Origin of the sequence: Paracoccus panacisoli, assembly GCF_042435015.1 — a bacterium.
GTDB classification, from domain to species: domain Bacteria; phylum Pseudomonadota; class Alphaproteobacteria; order Rhodobacterales; family Rhodobacteraceae; genus Paracoccus; species Paracoccus panacisoli.
In genome coordinates this window covers 1-15551 of record NZ_JBHMQU010000040.1, presented here as the reverse complement: position 1 = coordinate 15551, position 15551 = coordinate 1, and the positions used below count along the sequence as shown (strand labels likewise).

Sequence of the window (15551 nt, the reverse complement as noted above, 5' to 3'; positions counted from 1 at the left end):
CTCAGATCCCCAGGTATCGATGCGCGAGGTCCGGGTCGGCGGCCATCTGCGCCGGCGTGCCCGTCCAGACCACCCGGCCCTTGTCCACGATGTTGTGGCGATCGACCAGGCTGGCCATCTCGGCCAGGTTCTTGTCGATCACCAGGATGGTCTGGCCCAGGCCCTTGAGCTCGTGCAGGCAGCGCCAGATCTCGGCCCGGATCAGCGGCGCCAACCCCTCGGTCGCCTCGTCGAGGATCAGCAGCCGCGGGTTGGTCATCAGCGCCCGCCCGACCGCCAGCATCTGCTGCTCGCCCCCCGACAGCGTCCGCGCCGACTGCCGGCGCCGCTCGCCCAGCCGCGGGAACAGGCCGGCCACGCGGGCCAGCGTCCACGGGCCGGGGCGCGCGGTGGCGACCAGGTTCTCCTCGACGGTCAGGGACGGAAACACCCGCCGCCCCTCGGGGACCAGCCCCAGCCCCAGCCGGGCGATGGCGTTCGGCGCCAGCCGGATGATCGGCCGCCCCTCGAAGCTGATCGCCCCGGCCGAGGGGCGCATCAGCCCCATGATCGTCCGCACCGTGGTCGTCTTGCCCATGCCGTTGCGTCCGATCAGCGACACGACCTGCCCGGCCTCGGCCGCAAGGTCCATGCCGAACAGCACCCGGCCCTGACCGTATCCGCCCTCGACCCCTTCAAGACGCAGCATCAGGCTTCCTCTCCCAGATAGGCGGCGCGGACCTCGGGGTGGGCACGGATCTCGGCAGGGGTGCCGGTGAAGATCACCCGGCCATAGACCAGCACGCTGATCCGGTCGGCCAGCGCGAACACCGCGTCCATGTCGTGTTCGACCAGCAGGATCGGGTAGTCGCCCTTGAGACCCTGCAGCAGCGCGGTCAGGGCGGCCGATTCCTCGGGGCCCATGCCGGCCATCGGCTCGTCCAGCAGAAGCAGCCGCGGAGCGCGGGCCAGCGCCACCGCGATTTCCAGCTGCCGGCGCTGGCCGTGGGCGAGGCGTGCCACGACCCGGTCCTCGAACCCGGCGAGCCCCGCGCGGTCCAGCCAGCCGCGCGCGGCGGCGACGTTCGCGGCGTTGCGGCGCGGGTTCGAGAAGATGTCGGGCGAGCCGCCGTTCATCGCCTCGAGCGACAGCAGCACGTTTTCCAGCGCGGTGAAGTCGGGGCAGAGCTGGGTGATCTGGAACGACCGGCCGAGGCCGCGGCGGGCGCGCAGATGCGCGGGCAGCGCGGTGATGTCCTCGCCGGCAAAGGCGATCCGGCCGGCGTCGGGGCGCAGGTCGCCGCAGATCTGCGCGATCAGCGTCGACTTGCCGGCGCCGTTCGGCCCGATCAGCGCGTGCAGCTCGCCCGGCCGCACGTCGAGGCTAACGCCGTCGGTGGCGACCAGCGCGCCGAACGCCTTGCGAAGCACCTGGATGGACAGGATCGGATCAGCCACGGCGCCCCCCCACCCAGCGGCCAAGCAGCCCCCGCTGCCCGAACAGCGCGATCAGCGTCAGGATCGGGCCCATGATGATCATCCAGTGCTCGGTCCAGCCGGCCAGCAGCTGTTCCAGCAGGATGAACACCGCCGCCCCGGCGATCGGCCCGATCAGCGTGCCGAGGCCGCCCAGCACCACCATCGCCATGAACTCGCCCGACTTGGACCAGGCGGCCATGTCGGGGGTGACGAACAGCGCGTAGTTGGCCCACAGGATGCCGGCCATGCCGGTGCCCAGCGCCGACAGCACGAACCCGGTCAGGCGGAAATGCAGCGGCCGGATCCCGAGGTTCACCGCCCGCCGCTCGGACTGGCGCAGGGCCTGGAAGACCAGCCCGAAGCGCGAGTTGACGATCGAGGCGCAGAGCGCGGTCCACCCGACCAGCACCGCCAGGCAGACGTAGTAGAAGGTGCGGTTGTCGGTCAGGTCGATCAGCGGCAGGGCGTTGCGGGCGTCCATCATCAGCCCGTCGTCGCCCCCGTACATCTGCAGCGACACGAGGATGAAGAACACCATCTGCGCGAAGGCGAGGGTGATCATGATGAACTGCACCCCCGCGGTCTTGAGCGCGAACCAACCGGTGACCACCGCCAGCAGCCCGCAGGCGGCCAGCGCCAGCGGCCAGACGATCAGCGCGGCGTTGGTCCCCTCCCACCCCCAGAGCGGCTGGCCCATGTTGGTGTGATAGGCGACGATGGCGACCGCATAGCCGCCCAGGCCGAAGAACATTGCGTGGCCAAAGCTGACCATCGCCCCATAGCCGAGGATCAGGTCCAGGCTGACCGCGGCGATGGCATAGATGACGATGCGGGTGGCGGTGCCCTGCAGGGCGGGCATCCCCAGCGCGCCGGCGACCGGCGGGACCAGCGTCAGCAGGGCAAGGCCGATCAGGATGACGAGGCTGCGGCTGGTCATCGGGTCAGCTCCGCGCCGGAACGAGGCCCAGCGGGCGGAACACCAGGACGATCGCCATCAGCACGTAGATGCTGGCCGACACCAGCCCCGCCGACAGCGTGTCGGCGACCGAGGGCGGCAGCATCATCTGCATGATCTGCGGCAGGTAGGCGCGGCCGAGGCTGTCGACCATCCCGACGAGCAGCGCGCCGACCAGCGCCCCCCGGATCGATCCGACGCCGCCGATCACGATCACCACGAAGGTGGTGATGAGGACGCGTTCGCCCATCCCCACCTCGATCGCCAGCAGCGGGGCGGCCATGACGCCGGCCAGCCCGCACAGCGCGCCGCCCAGCCCGAACAGGATGGTGTAGAGCCGCTTCACGTCCACGCCCAGCGCATCGACCATCTCGCGGTCGTCGGCGCCGGCGCGGATCAGCATCCCCACGCGGGTCCGGTTGACGAGGAACCACAGCCCGACCGCGACCGCGGCGCCAACGGCGATGAAGGCCAGCCGCATCACCGGATAGTCGAGCCCCGGCAGCACCCGCAGCGTCCCCGACAGGGCCGGCGGGATGTCGACGAAGGGCGGTTGGCGGCCGAAGATCATCGCCACCGCCTCGTTGGTGAACAGGATCAGCCCCAGCGTCGCCAGCACCTGATACAGGTGGTCGCGCCGGTAAAGCCACTGGATCACCGCCAGCTCGACCGCGACGGCGTAAAGCCCGGCGCCGATGATCGCCGCCGCCATCCCGACCAGGAAGCTGCCGGTCCCGAGAATCGCGAAGGCGGCGCAATAGGCGCCGACCATGTAGAAGGCGCCGTGGGTCAGGTTGATGACCCCCATGATCCCGAAGATCAGCGTCAGCCCCGAGGCCAGCATGAACAGCATCGCGCCATATTGCAGGCCGTTCAGCACCTGTTCGACGAATAGCAGCATCGCACCTCCGGCCGGCCGAGGGGCGCGCCAGGGGCGCGCCCGCTGCGGGGCTCAGTTCATCTTGCAGTTGGCGGCGTAGTGATCGACGTGATCGGTGGCGACCGCATTGACCACGTTCTGGACGATCTTGCCGTCGGCGTTCTTCTCGAACTTCGTCAGGAAATAGTCCTGCACCGGGTGCTGGTTGGCGCCCATCTTGAACTTGCCGCGGACGCTGTCGAACTTGCCTTCGCGCAGGGCGGCGCGGAAGTCGTCGGCCTTGGCCATGTCGCCCCCGGTCGCGGCCAGCCCGGTGCCGATCAGGTGCGCGGTGTCATAGGCCTGCGCGGCATAGGTGGTCGGGTCGCGGCCATAGGCCTTGCGGAACGCCTCGACGAACGCCTTCGAGGTCGGGTTGTCGGTCTCGGTCGTCCACAGGGCCGAGGCATAGACCCCGTCCGCCGCGTCGCCGGTCGCGTCGATCATCCGCGCATCCATCGAAAAGGACGGCAGGATCATCGGCACCGTGCCCTTGAGGCCCGAATTGGCATATTGCTTGGCGAAGTTGATGCCCGCCCCGCCGGGGTGGAACTGGTAGATCGCATCGACCCCCATCGACTTGATCCGCGCCAGCTCGACCGAGAAGTCGGTCTGGTCCAGCTTGGTGTAGATCTCGCCGGCGATCTCGCCCTTGTAGGTGCGCTTGAATCCTTCGAGCGCGTCGCGCCCGGCCTGATAGTTCGGCGCCAGGATCGCCATCTTCTTGTAGCCCAGCTCGTTGGCGCCGAGGCCCGCGGCCTCGTGGAAGGCGTCGTTCTGGTAGGAGGCCACGAAATAGTTGGGGTTGCACTTCTCGCCGGCAAAGGGCGACGGGCCGGCATTGGACGAGATGTAGAACCCGCCCGCGTCGATGATCGACGGCTGCACCGCCGCCAGCACGTTCGAGAAGATGATCCCGGTCACCACCTTGACGCCGTCGGCGGCCATCTTGTCGGCGATCTGCTTGCCGTTCGCGGGCTTCAGCGTGTCGTCCTCGACCCGCAGGGTGACGGGGACGCCGCCCAGCTTGCCGCCCTCCTGGTCGACGGCCAGCTGGATCGCGTCGCGCACGTCCTCGCCGATATAGCCGGCGGGCGTGCTCAGCGTGGTGATGACGCCGATGGTGACCGGCTTGGCGTCCTGCGCCAGGGCCGGCAGGGCGGCCAGCGCGGCGGTCCCGGCGAAGGCGGCCAGCAGGCCGCGCTTGGTGATGGTCAGGGTCATGGTGGTGGTTCCTCCCGTTGGGTTGATGGCGCCGGGTTGTCCCGGTCATGGGTGGGACCGGGCGCGCGGCCCGGCCCGATGGTCAGACCGCCACGACGGGGTGGCGGATGGTGCCGATGCCCGCGACGGTCGCCTCGATCACGTCGCCGGGCCACATCCATTCCTGCGGATCGCGGCCGGCGCCGACGCCCTCTGGCGTGCCGGTGGCGATGATGTCGCCGGGTTCCAGCGTGATCCCGGCCGAGATGTCGGCGATCAGTGTCGCCACCTTGAACAGCATGTGCCGGGTGTTCGACCGCTGCTTCTCCTCGCCGTTCTTGGTCAGCCACAGGTCCAGCACCTGCGGGTCGGGGATCTCGTCGGCGGTGACGATGCAGGGGCCGAAGGGGGCGAAGCTGTCCATCCCCTTGGAATAGATCCACTGCCCCGCCCGGCGATTGTCGCGAGCCGAGACGTCGATCATCACGCTGTAGCCGAAGACGTGGGACAAGGCGTCCGCCTCGGCCACGCGGCGGGCGGTGCGGCCGATGATGCAGGCAAGCTCCACCTCCCAGTCGAGCTGTTGGGTGAGGGCGGCGTCGTGCCGGATCGGCTCGCCCGGCCCGATCACGGCGGTGGGGGGCTTGGAAAAGATCACCGGCTGCTTCGGCAGGTCCCTGGCCGTGTCCAGCGTCCGCGCCGATTCCGCGACGTGTTCAACATAGTTCAGCCCGATGCCGAAGATGTTCTTCCGCGGCCGCGGGATCGGGGCCAGCAGCTGCACGTTGACCAGCGGCACCGCCACGCCGGGGTCCAGCCGGTCGCGCAGGTTGTCCAGCAGCTCGGCCAGCCGGTCCAGCGCCACCGGCCCGGCATCGATCAGGGCCAGCATCGCCCCCGGCATTGGCACCCCGGCCATGTGGCCCAGGGCCGCGACGTCGATCACCAGATCACCGTCGATCACCCCCAGCCGGGCGGCGTCCTCGACGGTGCTGCGGTAGGTTACCAGACGCATGGCTTTCTCCCTATGCCAGCACGGGCTGGTGGCCGTCGGTGTCGGCCAGCGCCTCTTCGCGGTACAGCCCGAGGACGCGCATCACCGGCATGTCATTGAACGAGAACAGGCAGGCGTCCTCGGACGCGGATCCGTTGGCGTGTTCGTGCCACGCCCAGGACGGCACGCAGAAGATGTCTCGTTCCTGCCAGTCGAAGCGGCGCCCGTTGATGATCGAATGGCCGCGGCCCCTGGCGCACTGGTACAGCACGCTGCCGGTGTGGCGGTGGGCGCGGGTCGCCTCTCCCGGCCGCAGCATCTGCATCGAGGCGCCGATGGTCTGCATCACCGGCCCGCCGGTGACCGGGTTCACGTAATCCATCATCACCCCGTCGAAGGCCGATCCGGCGGTGGTCGCGGCATACCGGCCCAGCGCCTCGTAGGTTGGCCCCACTGGTACTTGAAGCAGGGCGAATAGCCGCGCTGCCAGTCCGCGCCATGCGGGCGCAGGCCGGGGTTGCCCCAGGCGGCGGGCATGTCGTCGACCGGATGCCCCACAGCCTGGTTCATGTCGGGATGGACGACGTAGAAATTCGCCTCGAGCGCGTTGACCAGCGGGATGTCCAGCCCGTCCTGCCAGATGCAGGGGCTGCCGTCGCCGTCCACGCCGTGCTCGTGCCACGTCCCATTCGGGGTCAGCACGAAATCGTTGGCGCCCAGCGTCATCTTGTGGCCGTCGACGATGGTATAGGCGCCCGACCCCTCCATGATGAACCGCAGCGCCGAGGCGGAATGCGCGTGCGCCGAGGCGACCTCTCCCGGGTGCATCACCTGAAGCCCGGAATAGAGCCAGCCGACCGCCGCCGCCACGTCCTGCCGGCCGGGGTTGTTGAGATAGACCACCCGCCGCCCCGCCTTCTCCGGCGTCACCAGCTCGACCGAGCGCAGGACGTGGGCGCGCAGGTCGGCATAACGCCACAGCACCGGAACGCTGGCCGATTGCGGCTGCCACGGCTCGATCTTGTTGGCGACGGTCCACAGCGCGCCGGCGTCGAGACGCTCGAGTTCGTCGTAATAGGCCAGCAGCTCGGGCGTGTCCTCGACGTTGGCCCGGCCCGCGACGTCCTCGCGGTAATTCTCGCGTGTTCTGGTCATGCGCGCCTCCCCTCGCTCGTGACCCTGCCCGACGCTAGCGGGCGGGTCGTCCCCCCACAATCGACTCGCCACTGCCCCTGCTCATGCCGGCACCACGGCGGTGGCTTCGATCTCGATCTTCGCCCGTTCCTCGACCAGCGCCACCACCTGTACCAGGGCCATTGCCGGGTAGTTCCGCCCCAGCACACGCCCATAGACCTCACCCAACCCCTTGAGGTTGTCGAGATATTCCTGCCGCGAGGTCACATACCAGGTCAGCCGGACGAGGTGCTCGGGCCCTGCCCCGGCTTCGGCCAGCACCGCGACGATCCCGCGCAGGGCCAATTCGGCTTGCTCCACGAAATCGTCGGTCTCGAACTCCTGCTGTCCGTTCCAGCCGATCATGCCGCCGGTAAAGATCAGCCGCCCGGTCGCGGCAATGCCGTGGGCATAACCGCGCGGCGCCTTCCAGCCCCTGGGGTGCAGCCGTTCATGGGTCATGGGCGGGCTCCTTCTGCTCTGCGCCCCGGTTGTCCGGCTGGTGATAGGCCGCCAGCCGGGTGCGGATTGCCTCGGGCCAGGGTGCGGGCTGGCCACCGGGGGCAACCCACACCAGCGTCGGCGTGGCCACGAAGCGCACCGCGCCGTCCGCGCCGCCCTCGATGGTGAAGGTCACGCTTGACCGCCCCAGCCGCGCCACCCGCAGGGTGAAATCGAGCACGTCGCCCAACCGCGACGGGGCGCGGTAATCCGCCTCGAGATGGCGGGTAGGCACCCCGGCGCCCTCCTCCATCACGATGCGCCGGAACGAATGTCCGACCGCCTCGGCGAAGAACTGTTCGATCACCGAGTTGGTGAACTCGAGGTAACGCGGATAGAACACGATCCCTGCCGGATCGCAGTGGCCGAACTCGACCGGGATCGCGCGGCGATACACCATCAGTCGTTCGCCTCGGGCGGCAGGAAGTCCACCTCATGTGCGGCGCTCACCCGTACCACCTCCTCGACGTCGGTCATGTCGTGCAGCCGGTGGAACAACGCCTCGAGTTGCCCGGCGGGCGAGACCCAGAAGAGCGCACGCGCCGGCCGGTCTGACTTGTTGAAATAGCCGTGCGGCACGCCGCGCGGCATCCGCACCAGATCTCCCGCCCGCGCCGTGCTCCACTTCCCGTCGAGCTTCAGTTCGAGCTGGCCCTCCTGCACCAGGATGAACTCGTCCTGGGTCGGGTGGATGTGGACCGGCACGAACTGGCCGGGATCGCTGTTCGTCTCGAAGGCAAAGCTTGCCGCACAGCTCGCCTTGGGAAAATAGCGCTGCCCGAGGATGTTCAACTCGCGCCCGTCATACGCCTCACCGTTGCGGGTGATGCCGCCCTGCAGATCGTCGGTCATGGTCTCAATTTCCCCCTCTCTCAAGCCCGGTCCAGGACGGCGCGCGCGATGACGATGCGCTGCACGTCGCTGGCCCCCTCATAAATCCGCAGCGCCCGGATCTCGCGATAGAGCGCCTCGACCGGCTCGCCCACTCGCACCCCGTCGCCGCCGTGCAGCTGCAGCGCGGTGTCGATCACCCGCTGTGCAGCCTCGGTGGCGTACAGCTTGGCCATGGCGGCCTCGCGGCTGACCCGCGCGGCGCCGCGGTCCTTGGTCCAGGCGGCGCGATAGACGAGCAGTGCGGCAGCATCGATCTCAAGCGCCATGTCAGCAACATGGCCCTGCACGATCTGGTGCTCGGCCAGCGTTCTGCCACCGGCGCGCGGACGGCGCACCCGCGCCACCGCCTCGTCCAGCGCGCGGCGCGCGAACCCCAGCGCCGCCGCCCCCACCGTGGCGCGGAACACGTCGAGCACCGACATGGCAACCTTGAACCCCGCCCCCGCCTCTCCGATCAGCGCCCCGGACGGCAGCCGAACGCCGTCGAGCCGCAGATGGGCCAGCGGGTGCGGCGCCATCACCTCGATCCGCGAGGCGACCGACAGGCCCGGCGTTTCGGCCGGCAACAGGAAGGCCGACAGCCCCTTGGCCCCGGGCGCCTCGCCGGTGCGGGCGAACACCACGTAGACGTCCGCAATGCCCCCATTCGAGATATAGGTCTTTTCGCCGTCGAGCACCCAGGCGTCACCGTCGCGCCGCGCGGTGGTGGCGGTGCGGGCGACGTCCGACCCGGCCCCCGGCTCGGTCAGGGCGAACCCGGCGATCGCCCCGCCGGTGCGGGTACGATCCAGCCACGCGCGCTGGTCCGGCGTGCCGAACAGGCTGACCGCCCCCATGCCGAGGCCCTGCATGGCAAAGGCGAAATCGGCCAGCCCGTCGTGGCGGGCCAGCGTCTCTCGGATCAGGCACAGGCTGCGCACGTCCAGCGCCTCACCCTCGGACGCGCCGGTGGGACGCAGCAGCCCGGCCTTGCCCAGCCCCGCGACCAGCCCGCGGCACGCGTCGTCCACATCGCCGTGATCCACGGGCAGATGCGTCGCGGCCCACGTCTCGACCTCGGCCGCGAGGGCGCGATGGCGATCGTCGAAAAAAGGCCAGTCGAGAAAACTTTGGTCCATCTTCCCTGCCCAAATATCCCGGGGTCCGGGGCAGCGCCCCGGTCCGGCGATCAATCCCCCTGGAACACCGGCTTGTCCTTGGCCACAAACGCCCGGTAAGCGCGCTCGAAGTCTCGGGTCTGCATGCAGATCGCCTGCGCCTGCGCTTCGGCCTCGATGGCCTGGTCAAGGCTCATGTTCCATTCCTGGTTCAGCTGCGTCTTGGTGATCCCGTGCGCAAAGGTCGGGCCGGCCGCGATGCGGCGGGCCAGTGCCTGCGCCTGGGCCTCGAGCGCACTTGCGGGATGGACGGCGTTCCAGAATCCCCAGGCGGTGCCCTCGTCGGCGCCCATCGCCCGCCCGGTATACAGCAGCTCGGCCGCCCTCCCCTGCCCGATGATCCGCGGCAGCATCGCGCAGGCCCCCATGTCGCAGCCGGCCAGCCCGACGCGCGTGAACAGGAAGGCGCATTTTGCCTCGGGCGTTGCCAGCCGCAGGTCCGAGGCCATGGCGATGATCGCCCCCGCACCGACGCAGATCCCGTCCACCGCCGCGATGACCGGCTTGCCGCAGTGGATCATCGCCTTGACCAGGTCGCCGGTCATCCGGGTGAAGGCCAGAAGCGCCTTCATGTCCATCCCGACCAGCGGCCCGATGATGTCGTGCACATCCCCGCCGGACGAGAAGTTTCCGCCATTCGAGCCGAACACGACCACGTCGACGTCCTCGGCATAGGCGATCGCCCGGAACAGGTCGCGCAGCTCGGCGTAGCTGTCGAAGGTCAGCGGGTTCTTCCGTTCGGGCCGGTCGAGCCGCACGGTCGCCACGCGGTCGCTTACCTCGAAGTGCACGTGGCGTGGGGTATAATCGGCCAGACGGATCACTGCAGATCCTCCTTCATGCGCCGCATCAGCAGCTTTGCCGCGTCCAGGTCGGCGTCGGTCAGCCCGGAAAACAGCCGGTCGATCAGCGCCCGGTGATCTGCCGCCACACGCTCGAACTGCGCCAGCCCTTCGGGGGTCAGGGCGACCCGGACCCGGCGCCGGTCCTCGTCGCAGGGGCTGCGGGCCACCAGCCCATCCGACACCAATCGGTCAACCACCGCCGTGGCATTGCCGTTCGAGACAAGCAGCAGCCGCGACAGCTCGGTCATGGTCAGTCCATCGCGGTTGCGCCACAGGGCGGCCATTACGTCGAACCGCGGCAGGGTGGTGTCGTGATCGACCCGCAGCGCATCGCGCAGACGGTTTTCCACCGTGCGGGTGATGCCCAGCATGCGGATCCACAACTTGAGCCGCCGCACGGCCAGCGCCTCGTCCTGCGCCGCGTCGGGTGCAGCGTTCACGGGGATATCCTGCACGTCGCTCATGTCTCGCCCCCGTCGATGGCGATGGTCTGGCCGTTGACGCCTTCGGACCCAGGCGCACACAGCCACAGGGCGGCAGCGGCGACCTCGGCGGGGGCGATCAGCCGGCGCTGGGGGTTGGTTGCGGCCAGCGCTGCCCGGGCCTCGGTGACGGATTTGCCGGTCCTGTCCACGATGGTCGCCACGCTCCGGTCGGTCATCTCGGTGTCGAGAAACCCGGGACACAGCGCGTTCACGGTGACCGGGGTTCGCGCCACCTCCTGCGCCAGTGCGCGAACGAGCCCCACGACGCCGTGCTTGGCCGCGCAGTAGTGGGCGACGTAGGAATAACCTTTCAGCCCGGCGGTCGAGGCGACCGCGATCAGTCGCCCCCAGCCCTCGATCCGCGCCAGCCCCTCGCGGAAGGTGAGGAAGGTGCCCGTCAGGTTCACCGCCATCATCGCCTGCCAGTCCTCGGGCGTGACGCGCGCGAAGGGTGCGCTGGTAGCCGCGCCAGCATTGGCGATCACGATCCCGCAGGGACCGGCCGCATCGAACAGCGCCTTAACGCTGGCCGCGTCGGTCACGTCCGCCGGCACCGCGCGGATGCCCGGTGCCGCGGCCGCCACCTCGGCCAGCGGCGCTTCGCGGCGTCCGGCGACCACGACCTCGGCGCCCACGCCCGCGAAGGCCAGCGCCAGCGCGCGGCCGACTCCGGTGCCGCCGCCGGTGATGAGGACGCGTTGCCGGGCGAGCTCGGTCATGCCCGGATCGCCTCCTGTTCCTTTTGCGCCAGACGCCGCGCCTGTTCGCCGCCCGCGCGGTAGGGCAGCGGCCACGTGGTGCCCCCGTCACCGAGGGCAGTCGCCGCGTGCAGCGTCCAGTAGGGATCGGCCAGATGCGGCCGGGCGAGCGCCACCAGATCAGCCCGCCCGGCCATCAGGATCGAGTTCACCTGATCGGCCTCGGTGATGTTGCCCACCGCCATCGTGGGGATGCCCAGTTCGTTGCGGATGCGGTCGGAAAACGGGGTCTGGAACATCCGCCCATAGACCGGCCTGGCGTCGGGCGTGGTCTGCCCGGCGGACACGTCGATCAGGTCGGCGCCGGCCTCGTGAAAGGCACGGGCGATCTCGACCGCCTCGGCCGGAGTCACGCCCGCCTCGCCGACCCAGTCGCTGGCCGAAATCCGCACCGCCATCGGCCGGTCCTCGGGCCACACGGCCCGCATCTCCCGGAAAACCTCGAGCGGCCAGCGCAAGCGGTTGTCCAGACTGCCGCCATAGGCGTCCGTGCGCCGGTTCGACACCGGGGAGATGAAGGACGACAGCAGATAGCCGTGTGCCGCGTGCAGCTCGACCATGTCGAAGCCGGCGCGGGCAGCCATCTCGGTCGCCGCCACGAACTCGTCGCGGACCCGGTCCATGTCGGCGCGGGTCATCTCGCGCGGGGGTGGGTTGGCCGCGGCCCACGGCAGGGCGCTGGGGCCGAGCGTTTCCCAGTTGCCGTCGGCCAGTGGCGCATCCATCCCGTCCCAGCCGAGCCCGGTCGAGCCTTTCCGCCCGGCATGGCCGATCTGGCAGCAGATCCGGGCGTCCGTCTCGGCATGGACGAAATCGACGATGCGCCGCCAGGCGGCCTCGTGCTCTGGGGCGTAAAGCCCGGGGCAGCCCGGGGTGATGCGGCCTTCGGGCGACACGCAGGTCATCTCGGTGTAGACCAGCCCGGCGCCGCCCTTGGCGCGTTCGCCGTAATGGACGAGGTGCCAGTCAGTGGGTGTGCCATCCTTGGCCTTGTACTGCGCCATGGGCGAGACGACGACGCGGTTCTTCAGCCGCATCCCGCGCAGGGCAAAGGGGGCGAACATCGGTGCCCGCCCTGCCTCGCCGCCCGCCCGGGCCTGAAACCAGTCCTCGGCCCCCCGCAGCCAGTCGGGGTCGCGCAGGCGCAGGTTCTCGTGGCTGATCCGCTGGCTGCGGGTCAGCAGCGAATAGGCGAATTGCTGGGGGTCGAAATCGAGATAGCGCCCCACCTCTTCGAACCATTCGAGGCTGTTGCGGGCCGCCGACTGAAGGCGCAATACCTCGACCCGGCGCTCGTCCTGATAGCGCTGGAAGGCGGCCTGCATCGTCGGTTCGCTGTGCAGGTATTCGGCCAGCGCGATGGCGCTGTCGAAGGCCAGCCGTGACCCCGAGCCGATCGAGAAATGCCCGGTCGCCGCCGCATCGCCCATCAGCACCACGTTCTCGTGGTACCACGTCTCGCAGATCACCCGGGGAAAGTTCATCCACACCGCCGAGCCGCGCAGATGGCTGGCGTTCGACATCAGGTCGTGGCCGTCCAGATGCGCGGCAAAGACCTGACGGCAGGTTTCCACCGTTTCCTCTTTGGTCATCGCCTCAAAGCCCATCGCGTCCCAGACATCCTGGGTGGTCTCGACGATGAAGGTCGCGGTGTCGGCGTCGAACTGATAGACATGCGCCCACATCCAGCCATGCTGCGTGCGTTCAAAGATGAAGGTGAACGCATCGTCGAATTTCTGGTGAGTCCCCAGCCAGATGAACTTGCACAGCCGTGTGTCGATGTCGGGGCGGAACACCTCGGAGTATTCCTGTCGGACGCGCGAGTTGATGCCGTCCGACGCGACGACCAGATCATAGTCGCGGCGATAGGACTCGGCGCTGTCGAACTCGGTCTCGAAGCGCATCTCGACACCGAGCTCGCGGGCGCGGGCCTGCAGCAGGATCAGCATCTGCTTGCGCCCGATCCCCGCGAAGCCATGCCCGCCCGAGACGGTCCGCACCCCGTCCTTGACCACCGCGATGTCGTCCCAATAGGCGAAGTGGCTGCGGATCGCGTCGGTCGACACGGGGTCGTTCTTCTGCATCCGCGACAGCGCATCGTCCGACAGGACCACGCCCCAGCCGAAGGTGTCGTTGGCGCGGTTGCGCTCGAGCACGGTCACCTCGTGCGCGGGGTCGCGCAGTTTCATCGAAATGGCGAAGTAGAGCCCCGCCGGGCCGCCGCCGAGACACAGCACCTTCATTGCGCGGCCTTCCCCGCCGTCCCGGCTTTCAACCGGAAGCGTTGCAACTTGCCCGATTCGGTCTTGGGCAGCGTCTCGCAGAACACCACCGAGCGCGGGTACTTGTAGGGCGCGATCACCGATTTGACGTGCGCCTGCAAGAGCTTGGCCAGGTCCGGGCCGGCGTGACAGCCGGGCGCGAGGACCACGTGCGCCTGGACGATCTGGCCGCGGTCCTCGTCAGGAATGCCGATCACCGCACATTCCAGCACCGCCTCATGGGCCAGCAGCGCCGCCTCGACCTCGGGGCCGGCAATGTTGTAACCGGCCGACAGGATGATGTCGTCGCTGCGCGCGGCAAAGTGGAAATATCCCGCCTCGTCCTGCGAGAAGGCATCGCCCGACAGGTTCCAGCCATTCTGGACATAGACCTCCTGCCGCTCGCCATTGAGGTAGCGGCAGCCGGTGGGGCCGCGCACCGCAAGCCGCCCGACCGAGCCACGCGGAAGTTCGGCGCCGTCCCCATCCACCACCCTGGCCTCGTAGCCGCCGACCGGCCGCCCGGTCGAGGCCGGGTTGTGGTCCGAGAAACGGTTAGTGATGAAGATATGCAGCATCTCGGTCGCGCCGATCCCGTCCAGCATCGGCTTTCCGGTCCGCGCGAGCCATTCCTCATAGACCGGCGCGGGCAGAGTCTCGCCGGCCGAGACCGCCGCCCGCAGCGACGAGAAGTCGGCGCCCGCGTCCATCTCGCGCATCATGGCGCGATAGGCGGTGGGGGCGGTAAAGCAGACCGTAGCGCGGTATTTCTGGATTATCTCGACAAGATTCGGCGGGGTCGCCTGCTCGATCAGCGCCGCCGCCGCGCCGAATCGCAGAGGAAAGATCGCAAGCCCCCCCAGCCCGAAGGTAAAGGCCAGCGGCGGGCTGCCCACGAACACATCCTCGGGCGTCGGCGCCAGCACCTCGGCCGCATAGCCGTCGGCGATGATCAGCAGGTCGCGGTGGAAATGCAGCGTTGCCTTGGGCGCCCCGGTGGACCCCGATGTGAAAGCCATCAGCGCCACATCGTCCTGCGCCGTATCCACCGCGCGGAAGGCCACCGGCTTTTCCAGCGCGAGCCGGTCCAGCTCGGCGTCGTGATTTTCGGTCCCGTCAAACCCGGCGACGGTCTTGAGAAAGCGCGAGCGCTTGGCGCAGGTGACCAGCTCATCCATCAGCCGTGTGTCGCAGAGGGCGTGGGTGATCTCACCCTTCTCGACATAGACGGCCAGCTCGCCCGCCCGCAGCATCGGCATGGTGTTGACAACCACGGCGCCAGCCTTGGTCGCGGCCAACCAGCAGGCCACCATCGCCGGGTTGTTGGCCGAGCGGATCATCACCCGGTTGCCCGGCCGCACCCCGAGGTCATCGACGAGCACGTGGGCCAGCCGGCTCGTCCAGTCGGCAAGCTCCTTGTAGGTGCGCCGACGTCCGTTGCCGATCAGCGCGGTCCGGTCACCGAACCCGCGCTCGACCATGCGGTCGGTCAGCTCGACGGCGGCATTCAGCCGGTCAGAATAGTCGAACCCGTCCAGCAGAAGGTCCGGCCAGGTGTCGGGTTCTGGCAGGTTGTCGCGGCAGAAGCTGTCCTCGTGCGCGCTGGGCCTCAGCATCGGCAGGCACTCCGCCGGCGGGCAATTCCGGTCATGATGATGCGGCCCTCCCCGGCCCCTCCTCACTCCGAGGATGAGGCTAGGGCCGGATCAGATTCCTTTCAAGATCGAAATTTATGAGTGTGAAAGTTTGCTTGGCGCGCCGGATTGGGTCCGCTTCAGGGGGTCACGGTTGTCCCACGACCCGCAGATCAAGCGGATTGTCGCGACGGCGGGTCAGCATCAGCTTCACCTCGTCCGCGTGATGATCGATGACGATTCTTGCGCCTCGGTTTGCGGCGAGGCCGATGATTTCGATGTCGTCGAAGGCGCCGGTGATCTGGTCGGCGCGG

General features: G+C 69.0%; 17 protein-coding genes. All 17 read right to left on the bottom strand.

Features of this window, described 5'->3' with window-relative positions:
• Position 1: 1 nt before the first annotated feature.
• The 17 genes from ACFHYO_RS09080 to ACFHYO_RS09000 all read right to left on the bottom strand — a co-directional run bounded on the left by ACFHYO_RS09080 (position 2) and on the right by ACFHYO_RS09000 (position 15219).
• On the bottom strand, positions 2 to 688 hold the full coding sequence (locus tag ACFHYO_RS09080) for an ABC transporter ATP-binding protein (RefSeq protein ID WP_394319871.1): 687 nt from the start codon (positions 686 to 688) through the stop codon (positions 2 to 4).
• Positions 688 to 1437 carry an ABC transporter ATP-binding protein gene (locus ACFHYO_RS09075; RefSeq protein WP_394319869.1) on the bottom strand — a complete coding sequence of 250 codons (750 nt, stop codon included), beginning with the start codon at positions 1435 to 1437 and terminating at the stop codon, positions 688 to 690. The genes ACFHYO_RS09080 and ACFHYO_RS09075 overlap by 1 nt, the downstream gene beginning before the upstream one ends.
• A complete protein-coding gene (locus ACFHYO_RS09070) occupies positions 1430 to 2395 on the bottom strand; it encodes a branched-chain amino acid ABC transporter permease (protein WP_394319867.1) in 966 nt (321 codons plus the stop codon). Before ACFHYO_RS09070 ends, ACFHYO_RS09075 begins: the two co-directional genes overlap by 8 nt.
• A gap of 4 nt (positions 2396 to 2399) precedes the next feature.
• A complete protein-coding gene (locus ACFHYO_RS09065; RefSeq protein WP_081962532.1) occupies positions 2400 to 3314 on the bottom strand; it encodes a branched-chain amino acid ABC transporter permease in 915 nt (304 codons plus the stop codon).
• Positions 3315 to 3365: 51 nt separating this feature from the next.
• Positions 3366 to 4556 carry an ABC transporter substrate-binding protein gene (locus ACFHYO_RS09060; RefSeq protein ID WP_394319865.1) on the bottom strand — a complete coding sequence of 397 codons (1191 nt, stop codon included), beginning with the start codon at positions 4554 to 4556 and terminating at the stop codon, positions 3366 to 3368.
• 82 nt (positions 4557 to 4638) lie between these two features.
• A complete protein-coding gene (locus tag ACFHYO_RS09055) occupies positions 4639 to 5550 on the bottom strand; it encodes a fumarylacetoacetate hydrolase family protein (RefSeq protein ID WP_394319864.1) in 912 nt (303 codons plus the stop codon).
• A 10-nt stretch (positions 5551 to 5560) separates the two neighbouring features.
• On the bottom strand, positions 5561 to 5911 hold the full coding sequence (locus tag ACFHYO_RS09050; RefSeq protein ID WP_394319862.1) for a cupin domain-containing protein: 351 nt from the start codon (positions 5909 to 5911) through the stop codon (positions 5561 to 5563).
• 2 nt (positions 5912 to 5913) lie between these two features.
• On the bottom strand, positions 5914 to 6684 hold the full coding sequence (locus ACFHYO_RS09045) for a cupin domain-containing protein (protein WP_394319860.1): 771 nt from the start codon (positions 6682 to 6684) through the stop codon (positions 5914 to 5916).
• Between the two features lie 81 nt (positions 6685 to 6765).
• The gene (locus tag ACFHYO_RS09040) at positions 6766 to 7164 is read right to left on the bottom strand and encodes a RidA family protein (RefSeq protein WP_394319858.1); all 399 of its coding nucleotides are present in this window, start codon (positions 7162 to 7164) and stop codon (positions 6766 to 6768) included.
• The gene (locus ACFHYO_RS09035) at positions 7154 to 7603 is read right to left on the bottom strand and encodes an acyl-CoA thioesterase (protein WP_036707671.1); all 450 of its coding nucleotides are present in this window, start codon (positions 7601 to 7603) and stop codon (positions 7154 to 7156) included. Before ACFHYO_RS09035 ends, ACFHYO_RS09040 begins: the two co-directional genes overlap by 11 nt.
• The gene (locus ACFHYO_RS09030) at positions 7603 to 8055 is read right to left on the bottom strand and encodes a cupin domain-containing protein (RefSeq protein ID WP_036707672.1); all 453 of its coding nucleotides are present in this window, start codon (positions 8053 to 8055) and stop codon (positions 7603 to 7605) included. The genes ACFHYO_RS09035 and ACFHYO_RS09030 overlap by 1 nt, the downstream gene beginning before the upstream one ends.
• A 20-nt stretch (positions 8056 to 8075) precedes the next feature.
• Positions 8076 to 9215, bottom strand: coding sequence for an acyl-CoA dehydrogenase family protein (locus ACFHYO_RS09025; RefSeq protein ID WP_036707674.1), 1140 nt, complete (start codon positions 9213 to 9215; stop codon positions 8076 to 8078).
• 50 nt (positions 9216 to 9265) lie between these two features.
• Positions 9266 to 10075, bottom strand: coding sequence for an enoyl-CoA hydratase family protein (locus ACFHYO_RS09020; protein ID WP_394319927.1), 810 nt, complete (start codon positions 10073 to 10075; stop codon positions 9266 to 9268).
• On the bottom strand, positions 10075 to 10563 hold the full coding sequence (locus tag ACFHYO_RS09015; protein WP_394319856.1) for a MarR family winged helix-turn-helix transcriptional regulator: 489 nt from the start codon (positions 10561 to 10563) through the stop codon (positions 10075 to 10077). The genes ACFHYO_RS09020 and ACFHYO_RS09015 overlap by 1 nt, the downstream gene beginning before the upstream one ends.
• Complete coding sequence (locus ACFHYO_RS09010; RefSeq protein WP_394319854.1) at positions 10560 to 11303, bottom strand: SDR family NAD(P)-dependent oxidoreductase; 744 nt, start codon at positions 11301 to 11303, stop codon at positions 10560 to 10562. Before ACFHYO_RS09010 ends, ACFHYO_RS09015 begins: the two co-directional genes overlap by 4 nt.
• A complete protein-coding gene (locus ACFHYO_RS09005; RefSeq protein ID WP_394319852.1) occupies positions 11300 to 13585 on the bottom strand; it encodes a bifunctional salicylyl-CoA 5-hydroxylase/oxidoreductase in 2286 nt (761 codons plus the stop codon). Before ACFHYO_RS09005 ends, ACFHYO_RS09010 begins: the two co-directional genes overlap by 4 nt.
• A complete protein-coding gene (locus ACFHYO_RS09000) occupies positions 13582 to 15219 on the bottom strand; it encodes an AMP-binding protein (RefSeq protein ID WP_394319850.1) in 1638 nt (545 codons plus the stop codon). Before ACFHYO_RS09000 ends, ACFHYO_RS09005 begins: the two co-directional genes overlap by 4 nt.
• Positions 15220 to 15551 lie beyond the last annotated feature (332 nt).